18 protein-coding genes are annotated in these 19,615 nt (G+C 35.5%); 12 read left to right on the top strand and 6 right to left on the bottom strand.

Annotated elements, in window-relative coordinates; genetic code table 11:
- Nucleotides 1-28: 28 nt before the first annotated feature.
- The 4 genes from EZJ43_RS15395 to ubiE form a co-directional block, all read right to left on the bottom strand.
- Complete coding sequence (locus EZJ43_RS15395; RefSeq protein ID WP_133263607.1) at nt 29-475, bottom strand: GatB/YqeY domain-containing protein; 447 nt, start codon at nt 473-475, stop codon at nt 29-31.
- Between the two features lie 138 nt (nt 476-613).
- Entirely contained in the window at nt 614-1,372 is a 759-nt protein-coding gene (locus EZJ43_RS15390) for an SDR family NAD(P)-dependent oxidoreductase (protein ID WP_133263606.1), read from the bottom strand.
- Between the two features lie 80 nt (nt 1,373-1,452).
- Nucleotides 1,453-2,217: a type IX secretion/gliding motility protein PorT/SprT gene (gene porT, locus EZJ43_RS15385; protein ID WP_133263605.1), complete on the bottom strand. Its 765-nt coding sequence runs from the start codon at nt 2,215-2,217 to the stop codon at nt 1,453-1,455.
- Nucleotides 2,214-2,945 (bottom strand): bifunctional demethylmenaquinone methyltransferase/2-methoxy-6-polyprenyl-1,4-benzoquinol methylase UbiE, encoded by a 732-nt coding sequence (gene ubiE / locus EZJ43_RS15380; protein WP_133263604.1) that lies wholly within the window; start codon nt 2,943-2,945, stop codon nt 2,214-2,216. Before ubiE ends, porT begins: the two co-directional genes overlap by 4 nt.
- 135 nt (nt 2,946-3,080) lie before the next feature.
- Here ubiE and yihA point away from each other — a divergent pair, with 135 nt between their 5' ends.
- The 3 genes from yihA to EZJ43_RS15365 are packed head-to-tail and all read left to right on the top strand — an operon-like array spanning nt 3,081 to nt 6,358.
- Nucleotides 3,081-3,701, top strand: coding sequence for a ribosome biogenesis GTP-binding protein YihA/YsxC (gene yihA / locus EZJ43_RS15375; RefSeq protein ID WP_133263603.1), 621 nt, complete (start codon nt 3,081-3,083; stop codon nt 3,699-3,701).
- Between the two features lie 43 nt (nt 3,702-3,744).
- Nucleotides 3,745-4,608, top strand: coding sequence for a UbiA-like polyprenyltransferase (locus EZJ43_RS15370; RefSeq protein WP_133263602.1), 864 nt, complete (start codon nt 3,745-3,747; stop codon nt 4,606-4,608).
- Between the two features lie 43 nt (nt 4,609-4,651).
- Nucleotides 4,652-6,358 (top strand): M3 family oligoendopeptidase, encoded by a 1,707-nt coding sequence (locus EZJ43_RS15365; protein WP_133263601.1) that lies wholly within the window; start codon nt 4,652-4,654, stop codon nt 6,356-6,358.
- A 691-nt stretch (nt 6,359-7,049) separates the two neighbouring features.
- On the opposite strand, the gene EZJ43_RS15360 is transcribed toward EZJ43_RS15365, so the two are convergent.
- The gene (locus tag EZJ43_RS15360; protein WP_133263628.1) at nt 7,050-8,267 is read right to left on the bottom strand and encodes an MFS transporter; all 1,218 of its coding nucleotides are present in this window, start codon (nt 8,265-8,267) and stop codon (nt 7,050-7,052) included.
- Between the two features lie 264 nt (nt 8,268-8,531).
- Here EZJ43_RS15360 and EZJ43_RS15355 point away from each other — a divergent pair, with 264 nt between their 5' ends.
- The 4 genes from EZJ43_RS15355 to EZJ43_RS15340 all read left to right on the top strand — a co-directional run bounded on the left by EZJ43_RS15355 (nt 8,532) and on the right by EZJ43_RS15340 (nt 12,090).
- Entirely contained in the window at nt 8,532-10,481 is a 1,950-nt protein-coding gene (locus tag EZJ43_RS15355; RefSeq protein WP_133263600.1) for an amino acid permease, read from the top strand.
- A gap of 3 nt (nt 10,482-10,484) precedes the next feature.
- Nucleotides 10,485-11,060: a transposase gene (locus tag EZJ43_RS15350; RefSeq protein ID WP_133263599.1), complete on the top strand. Its 576-nt coding sequence runs from the start codon at nt 10,485-10,487 to the stop codon at nt 11,058-11,060.
- A 59-nt stretch (nt 11,061-11,119) separates the two neighbouring features.
- Nucleotides 11,120-11,515: a c-type cytochrome gene (locus EZJ43_RS15345; RefSeq protein WP_133263598.1), complete on the top strand. Its 396-nt coding sequence runs from the start codon at nt 11,120-11,122 to the stop codon at nt 11,513-11,515.
- Between the two features lie 134 nt (nt 11,516-11,649).
- Nucleotides 11,650-12,090, top strand: coding sequence for a GNAT family N-acetyltransferase (locus EZJ43_RS15340; protein ID WP_133263597.1), 441 nt, complete (start codon nt 11,650-11,652; stop codon nt 12,088-12,090).
- 304 nt (nt 12,091-12,394) lie between these two features.
- Here the strand turns inward: EZJ43_RS15340 and EZJ43_RS15335 are convergent, their stop codons facing one another.
- Nucleotides 12,395-14,374 carry a KUP/HAK/KT family potassium transporter gene (locus EZJ43_RS15335; RefSeq protein ID WP_133263596.1) on the bottom strand — a complete coding sequence of 660 codons (1,980 nt, stop codon included), beginning with the start codon at nt 14,372-14,374 and terminating at the stop codon, nt 12,395-12,397.
- Nucleotides 14,375-14,555: 181 nt separating this feature from the next.
- Here EZJ43_RS15335 and EZJ43_RS15330 point away from each other — a divergent pair, with 181 nt between their 5' ends.
- The 5 genes from EZJ43_RS15330 to EZJ43_RS15310 all read left to right on the top strand — a co-directional run bounded on the left by EZJ43_RS15330 (nt 14,556) and on the right by EZJ43_RS15310 (nt 19,497).
- Nucleotides 14,556-15,092, top strand: a complete 537-nt coding sequence (locus EZJ43_RS15330; protein ID WP_243718115.1) for a T9SS type A sorting domain-containing protein — start codon at nt 14,556-14,558, stop codon at nt 15,090-15,092.
- Nucleotides 15,093-15,167: 75 nt separating this feature from the next.
- Nucleotides 15,168-15,779 (top strand): fumarylacetoacetate hydrolase family protein, encoded by a 612-nt coding sequence (locus tag EZJ43_RS15325; protein ID WP_133263594.1) that lies wholly within the window; start codon nt 15,168-15,170, stop codon nt 15,777-15,779.
- Between the two features lie 3 nt (nt 15,780-15,782).
- Nucleotides 15,783-17,516 (top strand): M23 family metallopeptidase, encoded by a 1,734-nt coding sequence (locus tag EZJ43_RS15320; protein ID WP_133263593.1) that lies wholly within the window; start codon nt 15,783-15,785, stop codon nt 17,514-17,516.
- A gap of 612 nt (nt 17,517-18,128) precedes the next feature.
- Entirely contained in the window at nt 18,129-18,593 is a 465-nt protein-coding gene (gene bcp, locus EZJ43_RS15315; RefSeq protein WP_133263592.1) for a thioredoxin-dependent thiol peroxidase, read from the top strand.
- Nucleotides 18,594-18,651: 58 nt separating this feature from the next.
- Entirely contained in the window at nt 18,652-19,497 is an 846-nt protein-coding gene (locus EZJ43_RS15310) for a transketolase (protein ID WP_133263591.1), read from the top strand.
- The last annotated feature ends 118 nt before the right edge of the window (nt 19,498-19,615 follow it).

Below are 19,615 nucleotides of genomic sequence, written 5' to 3'. Positions count from 1 at the left end.
ACTGTAAAATTTTCACTTCAAATTACTTCTACGCCAATTTTCTTTTAACAATTTCGGCAATTAGTTTTCCATCTGCCTTGCCAGCCAATTTTGCATTCGCCATACCCATTACTTTGCCCATATCTTTAACAGATGTAGCACCAGTTTCGTTAATTACCTGCACAATTATAGCTTCAACCGCTTCAGGATCTAATTGTTTTGGCAAAAATTGATTAATTACCTCAATTTCTTCTTCTTCAACCGTATATAAATCTTCACGGTTTTGTTGTCTGTAAATATCTGCCGATTCTTTCCTTTGCTTAATCAACCGCTGCAGAATTTTTGTCTCTACTTCTTCAGTAATTTCTTCTGATGCACCTTTTTCCGTTTTAGCAACTAAAATTGCTGCTTTTATCGCCCTTAATCCACGTAATTGAGCATTATTTTTAGCCAACATGGCCTTTTTAATTTCTTGATCTATTGTAGTTGATATCATTTTTTTGAGTTATGGGTTATAGGTTATGGGCTATGGGCTTAGAATGTGTGTTGAATAAAGGTTTAATCTACAGAAAATTTTATTTAATTTTTTTGCACCCCACCCAACAACTGGTAACTCGTAACCCACAACATATATTTAATTTCGCTTAATCATCGTTCCGCTTGCTTGTGCTGTTGGCATAATAACCATATCGTTGATATTTACATGTTTTGGTCGGCTTACTGCATACCAAATCGCATCGGCAATATCATCGGCAATTAGGGGTTCAAAACCATCATAAACTTTCTTCGCCTTCTCTTCATCTCCATCAAAGCGAACGATAGAAAATTCTGTTTCTACAGCACCTGGATGAATCCCCGTTACCTTAATTCCGTGTGGTAAAAGATCAATCCTCATTGCTTTATTCAATGCATCAACGGCATGCTTGCTTGCACAATATACATTTCCATTTGGATATACTTCTTTGCCCGCAATAGATCCAATGTTAACAATATGGCCATTCTTATTTTTTACCATCCAATTGGAAACAATTTTTGTTGTGTACAGCAAACCTTTAACATTGGTATCAATCATAGCATCCCAATTATCGGTATTACCTTCGTTAATTGGCTCTAAACCTCTGCTTAAACCTGCATTGTTAATCAAAACATCAACATTTTTCCATTCAGTTTGTAAATCTTCCAGCACAGCTGATAAATTAATTTTATCGCGTACATCGGCTACCACAGATCTTATTTTAATGGCATATTTAGCGTCAAAATGATGGGCAATTTTTGCCAATCTATCTTCGCGGCGGGCAAGCAAAATTAAATCGTAACCCTGTTGCGCAAAAACATGGGCACAAGCTTCGCCAATACCAGAAGTTGCACCCGTAATTAAAGCTATTTTAGACATTTTTTATGCATTTTAAGCTTAGGTAAAAAGATTATTCTTTTATCCCTGTGCACAAAGGTAAGTTTTTTGCCTTTTAAAATTTACTCAAAAAACAAACTGAATGTAAAATGACGCAACATGGTTTTATCGATAGGCGTTGCAAAAGCGGTATTGTCATGCTTTAAAATATCGCTGGTAGAATAAGAGTATTTAAATTCTGGCGACATTTTAAAATACTCAAAATACAGATCGAAGCCAATGCCACTTTCGTAGGAAATAAAATTCTTTTTATTCTTCAAAAATTTGTCAATAGCAGCTTCGCCATCATCAAAAGTTTTCTTTTTAGAACCAATATCAAGCGAAAATTTTGCACCTCCAATCCAATATGCCCTAAAATTATCTATGCGGTTAGATTTTATTTTTAAGGTTAACGGAAAATCGAATAATGTGGCTTGTACCTTTTTATCTATGCTAGACAGGTAAGTTTTCGTAACGCCATTTGTGGTGGTAGGTTCTAACGGTTCGTATTCATATCTAATAACCCTATCGCTAAAAACTATCGACGGCGTTACACGGAAATCTAAATTTTTCGATATGCGTTTGTTTACTACAAAACCTATCCCAAACCCCGGAGTAGGCGGACTCGAAATTGAATTAAGCTTACTGGTAATCTGTTCTCCATCAATTGGGTCGTAAAATATATCGCGCCAATTGGGGGTTTTTATAATTTTATATTCTGCAGAAATATATTGAAAGCTGAAACCAAAATGCACATCCTCATCATCTACCCCACCACCCCAATTTTGGGCGTGAAGTTGTACCGCAAATAAAAACAATACGATGATGAGGCTTAATTTCTTGATCATTTGGTGCCGATATATATAGAACTTATACCAAACGTTAAAATTTTCTGTTTGTTACCTTTAAACCCTACTTTTTCCATCAATGAAGTAAATTCATTCCCATCAGGAAAAGCTGCTACCGACTCTGGCAAATACGTGTATGCACGATGATCTTTAGAAAAAAGTTTGCCAAAGAAAGGCGTAACTTGCTTAAAATAGAAACTATATAACTGTTTAACAGGAAAAGCTTTGGGTTTAGAAAACTCTAATACTACAATTTTTCCATTGGGTTTTAACACGCGGAACATATCGCTCAAACCCTTTTCTAAGTTTTCGAAGTTTCTAACGCCATAAGCCACAGTAATGGCATCAAATGTATTATCTTCAAAATGCAAGCCTTCCGAATCGCCAAGTTGCACTGAAAAAACTTCGTTTAAACTACGCTGATTAATTTTCTTTTTGGCAACCTCGAGCATTCCACTCGAAATATCTACGCCTATTATTTTTTCTGGTTGAAGTTTTTTAATCGCTTCAAAAGCAAAATCGCCAGTTCCTGTTGCCACATCCAACATAATACGAGGATGTATCGAAACCAATTCCTTAATTGCTTTCTTGCGCCATAAAACATCAATTCCTAACGAAAGAAAGTGATTTAAAAAATCGTAAGTGCCCGAAATATTATTAAACATTGTTGCAACTTGCTCTTTTTTAGTTGCATCATCTACTTGATATGGGGTGATATTCTCGTTCATATTATACCGCAAAGATAAGTTTATTGTTTTATTGTTTAAATTGTTTTAATCGGTTAATTGTCAACTTGTATAATACTTAAGCACTCAGCCAAATCTAACACTTAACCATTATGGCAAAATTACTACCTTTGCACCATGGTTATAAAAACGGCAACATTTGTTTGCAGCAATACACAGGTTTCGGCTTTGCCACCAGCAACAATGCCCGAATATGCATTTATCGGTCGTTCTAACGTGGGTAAATCTTCTTTAATCAATATGTTGGTTAATCAGCACGGGCTTGCAAAAACATCTCAAAGACCAGGAAAAACGCAGTTAATAAATCATTTTTTAATTAATGATAGTTGGTACATTGTAGATTTACCGGGTTATGGTTACGCAAAAGTTTCTAAAACAAGCAGAGAGAAGTGGGAGAAATTTATCCGTGCCTACATTACCAAAAGAGAAAGCTTACAATGTGTTTTCGTTTTGATTGATAGCCGTTTAGAGCCACAACAAATTGATATTGAGTTTTGCTACTGGCTTGGCGAGCGTCAAATTCCTTTTTCTTTGCTTTTTACTAAAGCCGATAAGCAAGGAATGACAACGACCCAGAAAAATGTAGCTGCTTTTAAAAAGAAACTAAGCGAATTTTTTGAGGAGATTCCTGCAACTTTTATAACATCTGCAGAGAAAGGAAACGGAAAAGATGAGGTTTTAAAATTTATAGCCGAAGTAAATTTAGATTTTGTGAAACCGATTCTGACCAAGTTCTAACAGCTTATTTCTAATAAATGGAAATGAAGCAATCATTAAAATAATGAAAAAATATTTTTCACTCGTATTATTTGCACATTCTATTTTTGCATTGCCTTTTGCTATGATTGGCTTTTTTTTAGGCGTAACCACAACTGAAAATCCTTTTTTATGGCAAAAATTAATTTTAGTATTGCTTTGCATGGTTTTCGCGCGCAACGCAGCAATGGCTTTTAATCGTTACTTGGATAGAGAAATTGATGCAAAAAACCCACGAACGAAAATGAGAGACATTCCCGCAGGAAAAATCTCGGCAACGCAAGCTTTAGTATTTGTAATTGCCAATTGTATTTTATTTGTTGCCAGTACGTATTTCATTAACAATTTGTGCTTATACCTTTCGCCAATTGCGCTTTTTGTTGTACTTTTTTATAGTTACACTAAAAGGTTTACCGCTTTATGCCATTTAGTATTGGGTTTGGGTTTATCATTGGCGCCAATTGGCGCGTATATTGCCGTTACAGGTCATTTTGCGTTAGTGCCTGTCTTATACTCTTTCGCTGTACTTTTTTGGGTTAGCGGTTTCGATATTATTTACGCGCTGCAAGACGAAGATTTTGACCGCGACGAAAAGCTGCACTCTATCCCATCATCACTTGGAATTAATAAAGCATTAAAGGTGTCGGTTTTATTGCATATATTTTCAGCTGGTTGTGTTATTGCACCAATATTCTTATTGCCGAACACGTTTGGTTGGATATATTATATCGGTGTGGTATTTTTCTGTTGTGCGCTAATTTATCAGCATTTGCTAGTTAAACCAACCGACATTAGTAAAGTAAATAAAGCCTTCGCAACTACAAATGGAATGGCATCGGTAGTATTTGCCATTTGCTTTTTAGTAGATGTTTATCTGAGAATAAAATAAAGATTAAATCTCGTTCTCCAACTTAATCTCAACCTTATAAAACATGATTATAACCAAAAAACCTAGAAAATACATCCCTCAAGAATTAAACATTACTTGGGAAAGTTTAGCACCGCTTTTTGCCGAACTGCTGCATAGAGAAATTAACAATGTTGATGAACTGGAGCAGTGGCTAAAAGATCGTTCGGAATTGGAAGCTGCGCTTGAAGAAGATTTTGCTTGGCGGTACATTAAAATGAGTTGCGATACTGCAAACGAAGATTTAGTTAAAGATTTTCAGTTTTTCGCGACAGACATTGAGCCTAAAATTTCTCCATTATCAAACGAATTGAACAAAAAGTTTGCAGAAAGCGTGTTTATTGATGATTTGGATAAAGAAAAATATTTTGTTTACAGCAGAGCGCTTAAAAAAGCGCTTGAATTATACCGCGATGAAAACATAGAATTATTTACTGAACTGCAGGTTAAACAACAAAAATACCAATCTACAACTGGCGCAATGAGTGTAGAAATAAATGGTAAAGAATACACTTTAGAACAGGCTTCTATTTTCGTTAAAGATTTAAATCGCGAAGTTAGAGAAAGTGCTTGGAAAACCATTCAACAACGCCGTTTAATTGATAAAGATGATTTAAACATGCTGTTTGATGAGTTGATTCAACTTAGAAATAAAGTTGCGTTAAATGCTGGTTTCGAGAACTATCGCGATTATATGTTCCAGGCATTAGGACGTTTTGATTATGCACCAAAAGATTGTTACGATTTTGCCGAAGCGATTGAAAAAGAAATCGTACCTATTTTAAGAGAACAAGCCGAAAAACGCAGACTCGCACTAGGTTTAGAAGAATTAAAACCTTGGGATACTGAAGTGAGCATTAGTGGTAAACCCGCCCTAAAACCATTTAACAATGGAGCAGAATTAATTGATAAAAGCATTGAATGTTTTAATGCAATTGATGAAAAATTGGGCGCTAAGTTAGCAACCATGAAAGCCAATAATCTTTTCGATGTAGAAAGCAGAAAAGGAAAAGCACCGGGTGGATACAATTATCCGTTAGCAGAAACTGGCGCACCGTTTATTTTTATGAATTCGGCAAATTCACTTCGCGATTTAACCACAATGGTACACGAAGGCGGCCATGCCATACATACTTTCCTTACTGCCGATTTAGAATTGAACGATTTCAAACATTGCCCATCAGAGGTTGCAGAACTGGCTTCGATGAGCATGGAATTAATTTCTATGGACAATTGGGATGTATATTTTAAAGATCCTGAAGAACTAAAAAGAGCTAAAAAGGAGCAATTGGCAGATGTTTTAAAAACTTTGCCGTGGGTTGCCGTTATTGATCAATTTCAACATTGGATTTATACCAATCCAAACCACAATGCAGCGGATAGAGAAGAAGCTTTTAAGCAAATTTATACCCGTTTTGGCGCTGGTTTTGTAAATTGGGATGGTTTAGAACAAGAATTTGGCAACGTTTGGCAAAAACAACTCCATTTATTCGAAGTTCCATTTTATTATATTGAGTATGCAATTGCGCAACTCGGCGCCATTGCCGTTTGGAAAAACTATAAAGAAAACCCTCAAAAAGCTTTAGATCAATATCTTGCTGCGCTTGCTTTAGGTTACACTAAACCAATGAACGAAATTTACGAAACTGCAGGTATAAAATTCGATTTTAGCGCGGCTTATGTAAAAGAGTTGGCAAGCTTTGTAAAAGAAGAATTAGAAAAATTAGGGTAAAATTTGATTTTTTTTAATAATTCTAGTCGTAGCTTCTCGTTACGACTTTTTTTTGTTTATTAAGCTTAATCTTGGTTGTAAAATTTGATTGGGAACTATCATTTAAATTTTGCCACGGAAACACTGAATACACGGAACAGCACTTTTTTTTGTAGTCGTAGCGAGATGCTACAAACAGATTAGTTAACAAAAGACTTTAGCAACTCAATGGAGCAAAAATTATTCTTTACTTTTTTTCGCATTAAGATTCCCGCCTACGCGGGAAAGACGAGGAGTAAAAGCATTGACGACATTATCGTGAGCGAATTGTCGGGCTAGCCCCCACGTCATTCCCAACTTGATTGGGAATCGTAAAGCGATAATTGTCACTTTTTTATGGTCATAATAAAACTCTATAACCACACTGAGTAAGCTCCCGTGCTTCGTCATTTCGAGCGAAGCCGAGAAATCTTTGAACAAATTGCTTGTAATGTGCAATATTCTAATCTTTAAATAGGCTAACCGAGCTGCTAAAACTACATATACAATCCAGGCTAATTCTGCACTTTTAGTACCGTCAATTTTTAGGTTTACCTGCGTAATCTAAACCCGATAAAAGCGACAGCTCCAGATTTTTCTTCGGGACTATAGCGTTTAGCGGGACTTTCGGAACCGATGAAAACAGAACCTTGGTTTTCAAGAAAAAAATATTTTAACCTAAAATCTTATTCTTTCTCCTAATTCGAAGAATAATCAGCATGATTACTACCGATAAAACGATCATAATTAAATAGCTGAAACTTAAATTTCGCTCATCTTTAGCAGGAAGAATATTTACAATTCCATAACTCAAAAACGACACAATAACATACGTAAAACCACCGGTTAAGCCACTTGCAATACCCGCATTTTTTGGGAACGTACTTAAGCAAAAGGTAAAATAATTATTAAAAGTGTAACCGGCACAAATGTGAATAATAAAGGCGAAAAAGATTAGCGAATATAAATTTGAGATGAAGTTTACGCTAATAATCATTACTATAACCAAAGTAAGCTGAATGATAGAGTTGATAAATAATCGCTTAAAAAATGGCCTATTTATCGTGGCTTTGCCAATAAAACCGCCCACCATCCATGCAAAACCTAAAACTAATGAGCTATATCCTGCCACAATTGGCGAAAGCTGAAAGTGATGCTCAATTATAAACGGGCCAGTCATGTTATACACCATAATCATACAATAAGCCAAGCCCAACATCACAATACCCAAAGTAAAACTTGTTGTTTTAATCATGCTGATGTAGATATTGAGGATCTTCTTAAACTTAAAATCTGTAAAATGTTTTAAAGTTTCGCCACTAATTAAATATTCTAGCAATGCAAAAACCAAGGCAAAACCTGCAAGAAAGTAGAAGTTCGATTCCCACCCAAAAACACTTTGTAAATAACCGCCAATAAAAGGCGCTACAATTGGCCCGGTTGACCAAATGATAGAGAATAAACTTAAGTAATGCTTTAACTGTTCTCCGCTAAATAAATCGACAAAGTAAGCTCTTTTAGCCACAACAATTGCACCAACGGATAGCCCATGAATAATCCGCATTAAATAAATGATGTAAATATTATGGGTATTTGCAATAACTAAACTCGCAATTGCGAACACAACAAGGCAATAAAGTCCAATTTTATAACGACCGAAGCTGTCTAAAATGCCTCCCACAAACAATTGTGAAATACCATAACTTATTAAAAAAATGCTTAAAGTAAGTTGAACTTGAATACTACTAACGCCCATTTCGCCTGCCATTGTTGGTAAAGATGGAATGTAAATATCAGTTGCAAAACCAGAAAGTGGAATTAGGCAAAAAGCAAGAATAGTTGCTAAATTTCTATTTTTTTCTTTTATGGATGGAGTTTTATGAACAGTCATGGTGCTTAAGGAAATGGAATAAAAATCAAATACTAATTTTTCGATTTTTTTCAAGACCGCAAAAGTAAAGTTTTAAGCGAGAGCAAATTCATTGAAATAGGAGTTTGACAATCATTACATAATTATTTACTTTGGTGAGGTAATTACTTTAAGCTGAAAAAGCAGGATAAATCGGTATTAAAAACGCTACAAATAAAATTATATCGCTGTTTAAACATTTTTAACTGATATTTTTTTAAGTTTGAGGAAACAACCAAATTAACTATGCTTCAGAAGCTATTCAGAAAAAAATCCATTTCGAAAATATTAAAAGATGCTGAAAATGGATATGGCGAACATGAAAACAAACTTCACAAAACGCTCGGAGTAAGAGATTTAACTGCATTTGGTATTGCTGCAATTATTGGTGCTGGTATTTTTAGCACAATAGGAAAGGCAAGTGCAGATGGAGGGCCAGCTGTAATATTTTTATTCATATTTACAGCACTAGCCTGTAGTTTTGCAGCCTTTGCTTATGCAGAATTTGCATCAATGGTACCTGTTTCGGGTAGTGCATACACCTATTCTTATGTTGCTTTTGGCGAATTGGTGGCTTGGATTATCGGTTGGTCGCTCATTATGGAATATTCCATTGGCAACATTACCGTAGCCATTTCTTGGTCTGATTATTTTACCGGACTTCTCTCCTCCATTCGAATACCGTTTTTGGGGATTGATGGAATAAACATTCCAGATTGGGCCACAATGGACTATTTAAGTGCTTTTAACGGCCATAAAAATGCGGAAGCCTTAATAGCAGCGGGCAAAGGTTTAGCGAGCTTAGATAGCGCAACTGCTTTGGCAAACAATGCTTGGCTAACGGCTCCAAAAATAGGAAGTTTCCATATCGTGGCAGATTTACCAGCATTGGGAATTATCATTTTTATTACTTGGTTAATTTACCGAGGGATGAAAGAAAGCCGTAATGCAAGTAATGCAATGGTGGTGGTTAAACTTGCTGTAATTTTATTGGTTTTAGCCGTTGGAGTTTTCTATATCGATACTAAAAACTGGAATCCATTTGCACCAAATGGCGTTTCTGGCATTTTAAAAGGTGTATCTGCCGTTTTTTTCGCCTACATCGGGTTCGATGCCATTTCTACCACGGCCGAAGAATGTAAAAATCCACAGAGAGATTTACCACGCGGCATGATGTGGGCCATTATCATCTGTACGGTTTTGTATGTGGCTATTTCTTTAGTTCTAACAGGAATGGTGAAATCGGATAGATTAGCCGTTGGCGATCCATTAGCATTTGTTTTTGATGAGGTTAACCTAAAAATAATGAGTGGTATTATTGCCGTAAGTGCAGTTTTTGCAATGGCGAGTGTACTTTTGGTTTTCCAAATGGGGCAACCTCGTATATGGATGAGCATGAGCCGTGATGGATTGTTACCAAAATCATTCTCTAAAATTCATCCTAAGTATAAAACACCATCTTTCGCAACTATTGTGGTTGGTTTTGTAGTTGCAATACCATCGCTTTTTATGAATTTAACCATCGTAACTGATCTTTGTTCTATTGGAACATTATTCGCTTTTGTGCTCGTGTGTGCTGGCGTTTTAGTGTTACAAAATCGCCCCGATGTGCAAAGAGGAAAATTTAAAATTCCTTACGCAAATAGTAAATACATTGTGCCAATCGGCTTTATTTTAGCAATAGTATTCTCTTTTACTCAGTTTAAAAAGGAAACAACTTCATTCTTTTTAAACACGCCTAAAACGGTAGAGATTGTAAAATTTGTAACTTCGTTAAATGGCGAAGAATTAAAAATTGTAAAAGGAGAAATTGTAACACATGCTTCGCCACAAATTATCATCCCCGAAAAACTAGATGCAGAAGCTTATTTAAGTGGCTTACCATTAGGAAGATATGAGCAATTTATTGAAGGCTCTAAAGTAAGCGTACAGAAAAAATACGAAAGCGGTTGGGGATTGTTCCAACACAAAATTCCAATGTGGATATTTTTAATCATCTGCGTAATTATTTCGTATTATTGCTACACCAAAAACCTTTCATTAATACCAGTTTTAGGCTTAGTGAGTTGCTTGTACATGATGTGCGAACTCGGTATTTCAAATTGGATCGGCTTCGGGATATGGTTGATTATTGGCTTAGTAGTTTATTTCGCTTATGGATACAGACACAGTAAACTGGCTAATTTGGAGACCTAAAGAATGAAATACAACCCTTTAATTCATCATCGAAAATCAATAAGGTTAAAGGGCTACGATTATAGTAAAGCTGGTGCTTACTTCATTACAATTTGTTGCGAAGATAGACGGCATAGATTTGGAAAAATTTTAGCGCATAAAATGATTTTAAATCAATTGGGAACTATAGCCTACAACGAATGGATAAATCTAATGGAAAGATTTTCGAGTTTTGAGCTAGACGTTTTTCAGATTATGCCAAATCATATGCATGGTATAATCGTTTTAAAAGATATTAATCTTGACAAAACCGTCGGGGCAACCCTTGCGGTTGCCCAAGATGAAAACGAAGTAAATAGCGCAAATAGGGCAACCGCAAGGGTTGCCCCGACTACTATTGCTGATGTAGTTGGCGCATACAAATCAATTGTTTCAAATGAATGTTTAAAGCTATATAAATTACAAAACAAACAAATGGGGAAGTTATGGCAACGCAATTATTATGAGCACATTATTCGAGATGAAAACGCGTACATCAACATTTCCAATTATATCATAAATAATCCTAATAAATGGGATGAAGATAAATTTCATATTTAAACGAAAATCACGTTGTGATTAATTTCTTTTTTTTTATATTTATTTAAACATTAGCAAACATGAAATATAGAAAATTTTCAGTTATCGCGCTTTTATTAAGTACTGTAATTGCAATGAGTGCATTTATGCCTAAAAATATCGACGATCATAAACCTAAAAACTTAAAGGTTTTACCGAAAGATATCAGTCATGCGGATTTAGACACGATTATGGTTAATTTTAAATTAGCACTTGGTGTTAAATGTAATCATTGCCATGCATCAATGGCAGATGACCCAAAAAAACTGGATTTTGCAAGTGACGCAAAGCCTGAAAAAGAAACAGCCAGGTATATGATGAGAATGACCGCAAAACTAAACAAAAAGTATTTTTCGAAAGAAATGCATGATGGTAAATCAGTAAATTCTGTGAATTGTATTACCTGCCACAATGGTAAAACAGCACCTGCAAAGTAGAAAAACTCTTATCTTTCAGCGATGTATTCTTTTACATCTTGAGAATTACTTTTTCCGTAAATGTATGGCTAAAAAAACTTGCATAAATTAAATTGTGAGTTATGCTATGTGAAAGCTAGTTTGAAAATTCAATAATGATAAGACCATACGAAGTAACTGACAAAGACGAGGTAATAAACTTAATTAAATTAAATACGCCTAAATATTTTGCATTCGAAGAGGAAGCCGACCTTATCGAATATCTTGAGAAAAAAAGACAACTCTATTATGTTTTAATTTTTGAAGGAAAATTGGTCGGTTGCGGTGGAATAAACTTTACAGATGATAACACAACCGCAACAATTAGCTGGGACATATTTCACCCTAATTTTCATTGCAGAGGCTTGGGCACAAGAATGTTAAAATATAGAATAGACAAACTTAGTGCACTCGCCACGATAGAAAAAATTGTGGTTAGAACGACACAAATCACTTATAAATTTTACCAAAAGTATGGTTTTGAGTTAGTAGAAATCAAAAAAGACTATTGGGCAGTTGGTTTTGATTTATATCACATGAATTTGGCGGTAACCTAATGCTAAGCTTGTTACAATATCAATGGGAATACAATATTAATCCACTTGTAAAAAATTAGTTTATTAAGCTTTTTTTGGCATTGAAACGCCTGTTTTCACACAAACAAATCCAACACCAACCAACAGTACAAGCGTCAATTTACTCCCCCTTTTCTTTCTTAAAAAAGAAAAACGTAATTATAATTAGCCCAATCGCTGAAAGAATTAGGTAATATTCACTGTGTGGTAAATGATAAATTTTAGCAGCTGGCCCAGCAATAAATAAAACCATGGCCAGCGCAATAATTATTGTCCTAAACATATTTTAAACTGGCAATCTATGAAGTTCAACATCATCTGGAGAAACAAAAATTAATGGCACTTTTTCTACATCAACATAGCTGCTGTCTAATCCAAAACCACGCTCTTCTGATAAACTTAATTTCTTAAGGATGAAGTAATAATCCATTATACTACGCTCGTATAAACTCAATTTGGTAAACCTAGAAAGATGTTTCTCTAACAAAACAAATCTAAAATCGCCGGCGATTTTATGTTTGTTTAACGAAGTATATTGACTGGTAATATCAATTTCGTTGTTCTTCACCAATTCTTCTACCACTTTACGGTACAGCAAGTTTACCCTCTGTTCAATTCTAAATCCTAGTCTAAAATCAATTCTAATCAGTTTTCCTGGGATTAAGAATTCGACTTTATAATCCAAAGTATAGGGCTCATCCATCACATCTACGTGTACCAACCAATAAACATCGGCACGCTTAGGTTCTTTTTGAATAATTGAATAAATAATTTTAGATTCAATTTCTGTTTTAAAATTGGCACTGGTTAAGTACACCAATTGAGATGAATATTTCGGTACCGATTCATCGTTACTTAATTCTGTTAAAATTTCGTAATAATCATCAATCTCTACATATTTTACAAAACGATTTTTAATTTTCCGTGCAACAAACCAACTCCACATTACTGTAAAAAGCACCGATCCTATTAACACCGTTAACCAACCGCCATCTAAAAATTTATGAAGATTACTGAACAAGAAAGTACCTTCAATTATTACATAAACCGTTATAAAAAGGGCAATTAAATACTTTGGAAAACGTCTGCTTTTAAGGTAAACACTTACCAAAATAGTAGTCATTAACATCGCAATGGTGATTGATAAACCATAAGCAGCATCCATTTTTGATGATTCTCGCCAAAAGAAAACGATGCTACAGCAACCGAACCACAATAACCAATTGATAGACGGCACGTAAAGTTGGCCCTTGGTAACCGATGGATAAACGATTTTAATTTTCGGCCAAAGGTTTAACCGAACCGCTTCGGATATTAAAGTAAATGAACCACTAATAAGTGCCTGACTTGCAATTACCGCAGCCATAGTAGCCAAAATAACCATCGGAACTTGAAAATCGCTCGATACAATTTGGAAAAAAGGATTCATTTTAGAACTCGGGATGAAGGTAGCCTGATGTTGTAAAATCCAAACACCTTGCCCCAAATAATTCAGAATCAAAGTAAGTTTAACAAAAATCCAACTTATTCTAATATTATTTCTACCACAGTGACCTAAATCAGAATAAAGTGCCTCCGCTCCTGTTGTACATAAAAATACGCCACCTAAAATAATAAACGCTTTACTGTTTGTGGCTAATAAATGGATGGCATAGTATGGGTTTAATGCTTTTAAAATGCTATAATCTTTAATGATATATGATACGCCGGCCACGCCTAAAACGCTAAACCAGATAAACATTACCGGCCCAAACATTTTACCAACTAAATTTGTTCCAAACTGCTGAATAATGAACAGAACCGTTAAAATGGCGATTACCACGGGTACAACTGGTACATCAAACTTATTGGTTAAACCCTCTATGGCTGATGTTACTGTAATACTTGGCGTAATTACCCCATCGGCTAAAAGCGCACAACCACCAACTACGGCGGGTACAACAAGCCATTTGGCCTTTTTTCTTACCAAAGAGAATAAAGAAAATATACCGCCTTCACCTTTATTATCTGCCCTTAAGGTTATAATTACGTATTTAATTGTCGTTTGTAGGGTAAGTGTCCAAATAATACAAGAGAGCACGCCTAAAACAATTACCGTATTTATTGAGCCAGGATCTGACACAAAGCCATCTTTCAGTCCTAAAATACTGGTAAAAATTGCATTCAATGTGTACAACGGCGAAGTACCGATATCGCCGAAAACAATTCCTAAACTTACAAGAACGCCACCAGCAGTGAGCGCGTTTACATTTTTATGATTTGACACCTTTATCTTTCTTTTTTGTGTGGCAAAAGTAAACTAACTATAACAAATTAACAACCAATTTATTGTGTATTTTTAACACAACTATTAACAATTTGCAATGTTAAATAGTGTTAAAAAATGGTTTTTAAACAAAATCTTTAATTTCTTTGTTATTATTGATATATTTGGTTCAATCTATTTGATGAAACTCTACCTAAACATAACGCTACTACAAAAAATTGCCTGCACTTTGTGCATTGCAATGTTGTGCGCCATGAATGTTATGAGTCAGCAGAGTGACAGTGTTAAAATTAGTTTAAGATCAAGACCATCCAAAGCAAGCAATCATTTACCAGAAATAAAAGCGAACATTCAACCTTACAAGCCACTGTTTTCTACCCTTGGTGGATCGAATATTTTTGGCGTTTTCCCTGGTACTAAAACCTCGAACGCAAATACGAACACTCCAAAAGATAAACTTTTAACGATTGTTAAAATATATCCAAATCCAGTTGATGATCAATTAAATATAATTCTGTCGCTGAGCAGAGATACACCGGTAGCGATTAAAATCATCGATTTATTGGGCAATGAAGTGGTTACGCTATCAAACGAGCGTTTAAATGCTGGTGAACAGACTAAAACCTTTACCATTCCGAGCCGTTTAACTGCAGGTATTTACTTTTTAAGAGTAATAGCAGGTTCCGAAAGTCAAGTAAAACGAATATCTGTTTTATAAAATCTTTTTCTTTCTTATTTTTGAAAAGATGTGGATCTATGCTACATCAATTACTTACATCTCATCGTTAAATAAATGAAAATCATCGCAATAGGCCGTAATTACGCCGAACACGCCAAAGAATTAAATAATCCGATTCCTACAACTCCAGTTATATTTTTAAAACCAGATACCGCCGTTTTAAAGGACAATAAGCCTTTCTATCTTCCAGATTTTTCTGATGATGTACACTTTGAATTGGAAGTTGTACTAAAGATTTGTAAAGAAGGCAAACACATTGCAGAGAAATTTGCTTCGAATTATTATGACGAGATTGGCTTGGGTATTGATTTTACCGCTCGCGATATTCAAAGTAAACACAAAGAAAAAGGCTTGCCTTGGGAACTTGCAAAAGCATTTGATAATTCTGCACCGATAAGTATCTTTTTGCCAAAAACCGATTTTGAAGATTTATACGATTTAAACTTCGAGCTAAAAGTAAATGGCGAAAGCAGACAAAAAGGCCATACTAAAAACCTGTTGTTCTCGTTCGAAAAAATAATAAGTTTCGTTTCGCAATACATTACCTTAAAAAAAGGAGATTTAATTTTTACTGGCACACCGGAAGGTGTAGGCAAAACCAATAAAGGCGATAAATTAGAAGCTTGGTTAGCAGGCAAGCAACTTTTAAATTTTGATGTAAAGTAAGTAATGATTAAAAATTCCATGCCTAAAATAGTTTCCATAGTATTATTATTTACTTTTTTATTCACTTTTCAGCTTACCCGGGCACAACAAATATTTAGTAAAAATAAGTATCCTTTAACCGATTTCCGCCAACCTTTAGATATTACGCCACCTGCTCTTGCAGGCTCTTTTGGCGAAATTCGGAGTAACCATTTTCATTCGGGAATAGATTTTAGAACCAATCAAAGAGAAGGTTATCCTGTTTACGCAGTTGCTGATGGGTACATTTCGAGGTTAAGGGTTCAAAATAGTGGTTTCGGACAGGCACTTTATATTAATCACCCCAATGGTTTTACCACCGTTTATGGCCACCTGCAACGTTTTTCGCCAAAAATTGCAACTGTCGTGAAGAATTTAGAATACGAAAAGAAATCATTTGAAATTGATGAGTATCCCGATGCAACTTTAATACCGGTTAGAAAAGGAGAAATTATTGCTTGGAGTGGCAACAGAGGAAGTTCTGGCGGACCGCATTTACATTTCGAAATTAGAGACACCAAAACCGAAGAGACGATCAACCCGCAATTTTTCGGCATTAATATACCTGATAATATTCCGCCAGTCATTCATAATTTATACGTTTACCGTTTAAATGGAAACGTATTTACTGAAAATACACCGAAACAAGCTATCGCAATTACTGGCGCTAACGGAAGTTATAAAGCTGTTGCTCCAATTTCTCTATCAGGCGAAGTTGGCTTTGGTATAGTTACAACTGATAAACATAACGGACTTTCGGGAACAAATGGTGTTTATTCCATCCAATTGGAATATGACGGCAAAGTGGTATTTACTTCTGCTTTAGAAAGGTTTGCTTTTGAAAATAGCAAGGCCATTAATTCTCACATCGATTACCCTACGTTTTTAACTACAAAGCGAAGCATACAAAAAAGTTTTGTAGCACCAGGCAACCCTTTAAAAATTTATAGCAGTTTGGTAAATAATGGCAAAATTAATTTCAATGATGGTAAAAATCATGAAATGAAATACATTATTAAAGATGCAACAGGAAATTCTTCTACCTTAAATTTTACAGTAAATTCGGGGTCAGCACCTATTGCCCAATCTGCTCCACCAACGGGGATTTTTTACCCTTACAACAAAACAAATGAGTTTGACACCGAAGATATAAAAGCGATTTTTCTTCAAGGTACTTTATATGATAATTTGAATTTCGTTTATAAAAAATTGCCTAAACCGATAGGCAATGCTTATTCTGCTATTCATCAAATTCACAACCGCTTTACACCGCTTCACACCGGATTCGAACTGTACATCAAAGCAGACCAAATTCCAGAATATTTAAAAAGTAAGGCGTTAATTGTGAGTACGAGTGGCGTTAGCCAAGGTGGAAATTTCGAAAATGGTTTTATTAAAGCCACACCTAAAACCTTTGGCGCTTTTTATATTGCTGTTGATACTATTGCGCCGCATATAACCCCAGTAAACATTGCCGATGGCAAAAGCATGAAAGGAATTTCGAAAATGATTTTTAAAATTAGCGACAACCTATCGGGCATAAAAAGCTTTAATGGTTACATTGATGGCAAGTGGGTTTTAATGGAGTTTGATGCAAAATCGGCAACGCTTTGGCACAGCTTTGATGAACGCACTGGAGCTGGAAAACATGATTTAGAGTTGGTGGTTGCTGATATGAAAGACAACATTAAAAAATATAATATTTCTTTTTTTAGGTAAGGCTTGAAAATTTCGATATTGGATATACTTTTGTTTTTAGATAGATTTAGCCCAGTCATCTGCCTTGCGGAGTATATTACTTTCTAATTTAGGTCACAAGCGAGACGCTTGCGCCAGATGTGAGTTTTTAGATAGATCTAGTCCAGTCATCTGCCTTGCAGAGTAGTTTACTTTCTAATTTAGGTCACAAGCGAGACGCTTGCGCCAGATGTGATCTGGCCCAGTCATCTGCTTTGCGAAGTAGTTTACTTTCTAATTTAGGTCACAAGCGAGACGCTTGCGCCAGATGTGCTGATTTGAAAGAGAATACAAAAAAATGGGAAATTTCATTTTATAGATAAGACCTCAAATTGTCGCTATTGCACTGCCTTTGTTTTTAAACCCGGGTGGAGCGGATACCGGCCTTGTGTGTAAGGCCTGCAGGCGTATGAGCGTAAAACGGGACAGGTTTAGCCATTGACCACTACCGTTCGTTTTCCAAAACATTAAAGAAATTTGAAATAGCTACCTAAGCCTGAAAATTGATATTTTAAATTGATTAGAACCTTATAGTGGCATAAACTGTTTATATTGCAATTTAAAATTTCCAATTAATATAAAAATTATTTCACAATGGCCATATTACAAGAAGGTGATTTAGCACCAGCGATTACATCAACAGACCAAAACGGCAAGCCAGTTGCTTTAACAGACTTTGCTGGTAAAACGGTTGTTTTATATTTTTACCCTAAAGATGATACACCCGGTTGCACTGCAGAAGCTTGCGATTTTAGAGATAATTACCAAGGCTTACAAGCAAAAGAGATTGTAGTTTTGGGTGTGAGTACAGATGATGAAAAATCGCACTCGAAATTTGCAACCAAACATAATTTACCTTTTACACTACTGGTAGATAGCGACCAAAAAATTGTTAACGATTACGGGGTTTGGGCCGAAAAAAACATGTACGGCAAAAAATATATGGGTACAGTACGCACCACTTTCATAATTAATGGCGATGGAAAAATTAGTCACATTATAAAAAAAGTAGATACAAAAAACGCCACACAACAGGTATTAGATTTAATTGATAACTAATTATGATATAGCAGGTAAAATATTAACTTTGCTATTGTAACAACAACCTTTTATTTTAATGAAACATACAATTAAAGAACTAGAAGATATTGCTTCTCAAGTGAGAAGAGATATTGTAAGAATGGTTCATGCATGCCAATCGGGCCACCCAGGTGCTTCACTTGGATGTGCAGATTTTTTTACCGCACTATATTTTGAAGTTTTGAACCACAAAACAGACTTTACCATGGCAGGTGCTGGCGAAGATTTATTTTTCTTATCAAACGGACACATTTCTCCGGTTTGGTACAGCACTTTGGCACACGCAGGCTATTTCGATAAAAGCGAATTGGCTACTTTTCGTAAATTAAACTCTAGATTGCAAGGTCACCCAACTACACACGAGGGTTTACCGGGTATCCGGATTGCATCTGGCTCTTTAGGTCAAGGTTTATCGGTTGCCATTGGTGCAGCTTTAGCAAAAAGACTAAATGGAGATAAATCTTATGTATTCGCTTTAATGGGCGATGGCGAATTGCAAGAAGGCCAAAACTGGGAAGCTGCAATGTTTGCGCCTTTTCACAAAGTAGATCATTTAATTGCTTCGGTTGATTATAATGGACAACAAATTGATGGACCGACTGATAAAGTACTTGCTTTAGATAGCTTACAAGCAAAGTTTGAAGCTTTTGGATGGCATGTAATCAACACCGATGGTAACGACATGAAATCTATAGTAGAAGGTTTGCATTATGCAAAAACTTTAACTGGAAAAGGCAAGCCAATTTTGAATTTGATGAGCACGCAAATGGGTGCTGGTGTAGATTTTATGGTGGGCTCGCACAAATGGCACGGTACTGCACCTAGCGATGCGCAATTGGCTGTTGCTTTAGCGCAGTTGCCAGAAACTTTAGGGGATTATTAAACAGACTTGAGATTTGAGATATGAGATTTGAGACTGATCGGTCGTAATCTCATATCTCATATCTAAAACATAATGAAGACCTGCCAAGCAAGCTTGAACGCAGTTAAACAAAAATAAA

Source organism: Pedobacter changchengzhani (assembly GCF_004354365.1).
Classification (GTDB): Bacteria; Bacteroidota; Bacteroidia; order Sphingobacteriales; family Sphingobacteriaceae; genus Pedobacter; species Pedobacter changchengzhani.
The sequence above is the reverse complement of the archived record's forward strand: the minus strand, read 5'-3'. Positions and strand labels throughout refer to the sequence as shown.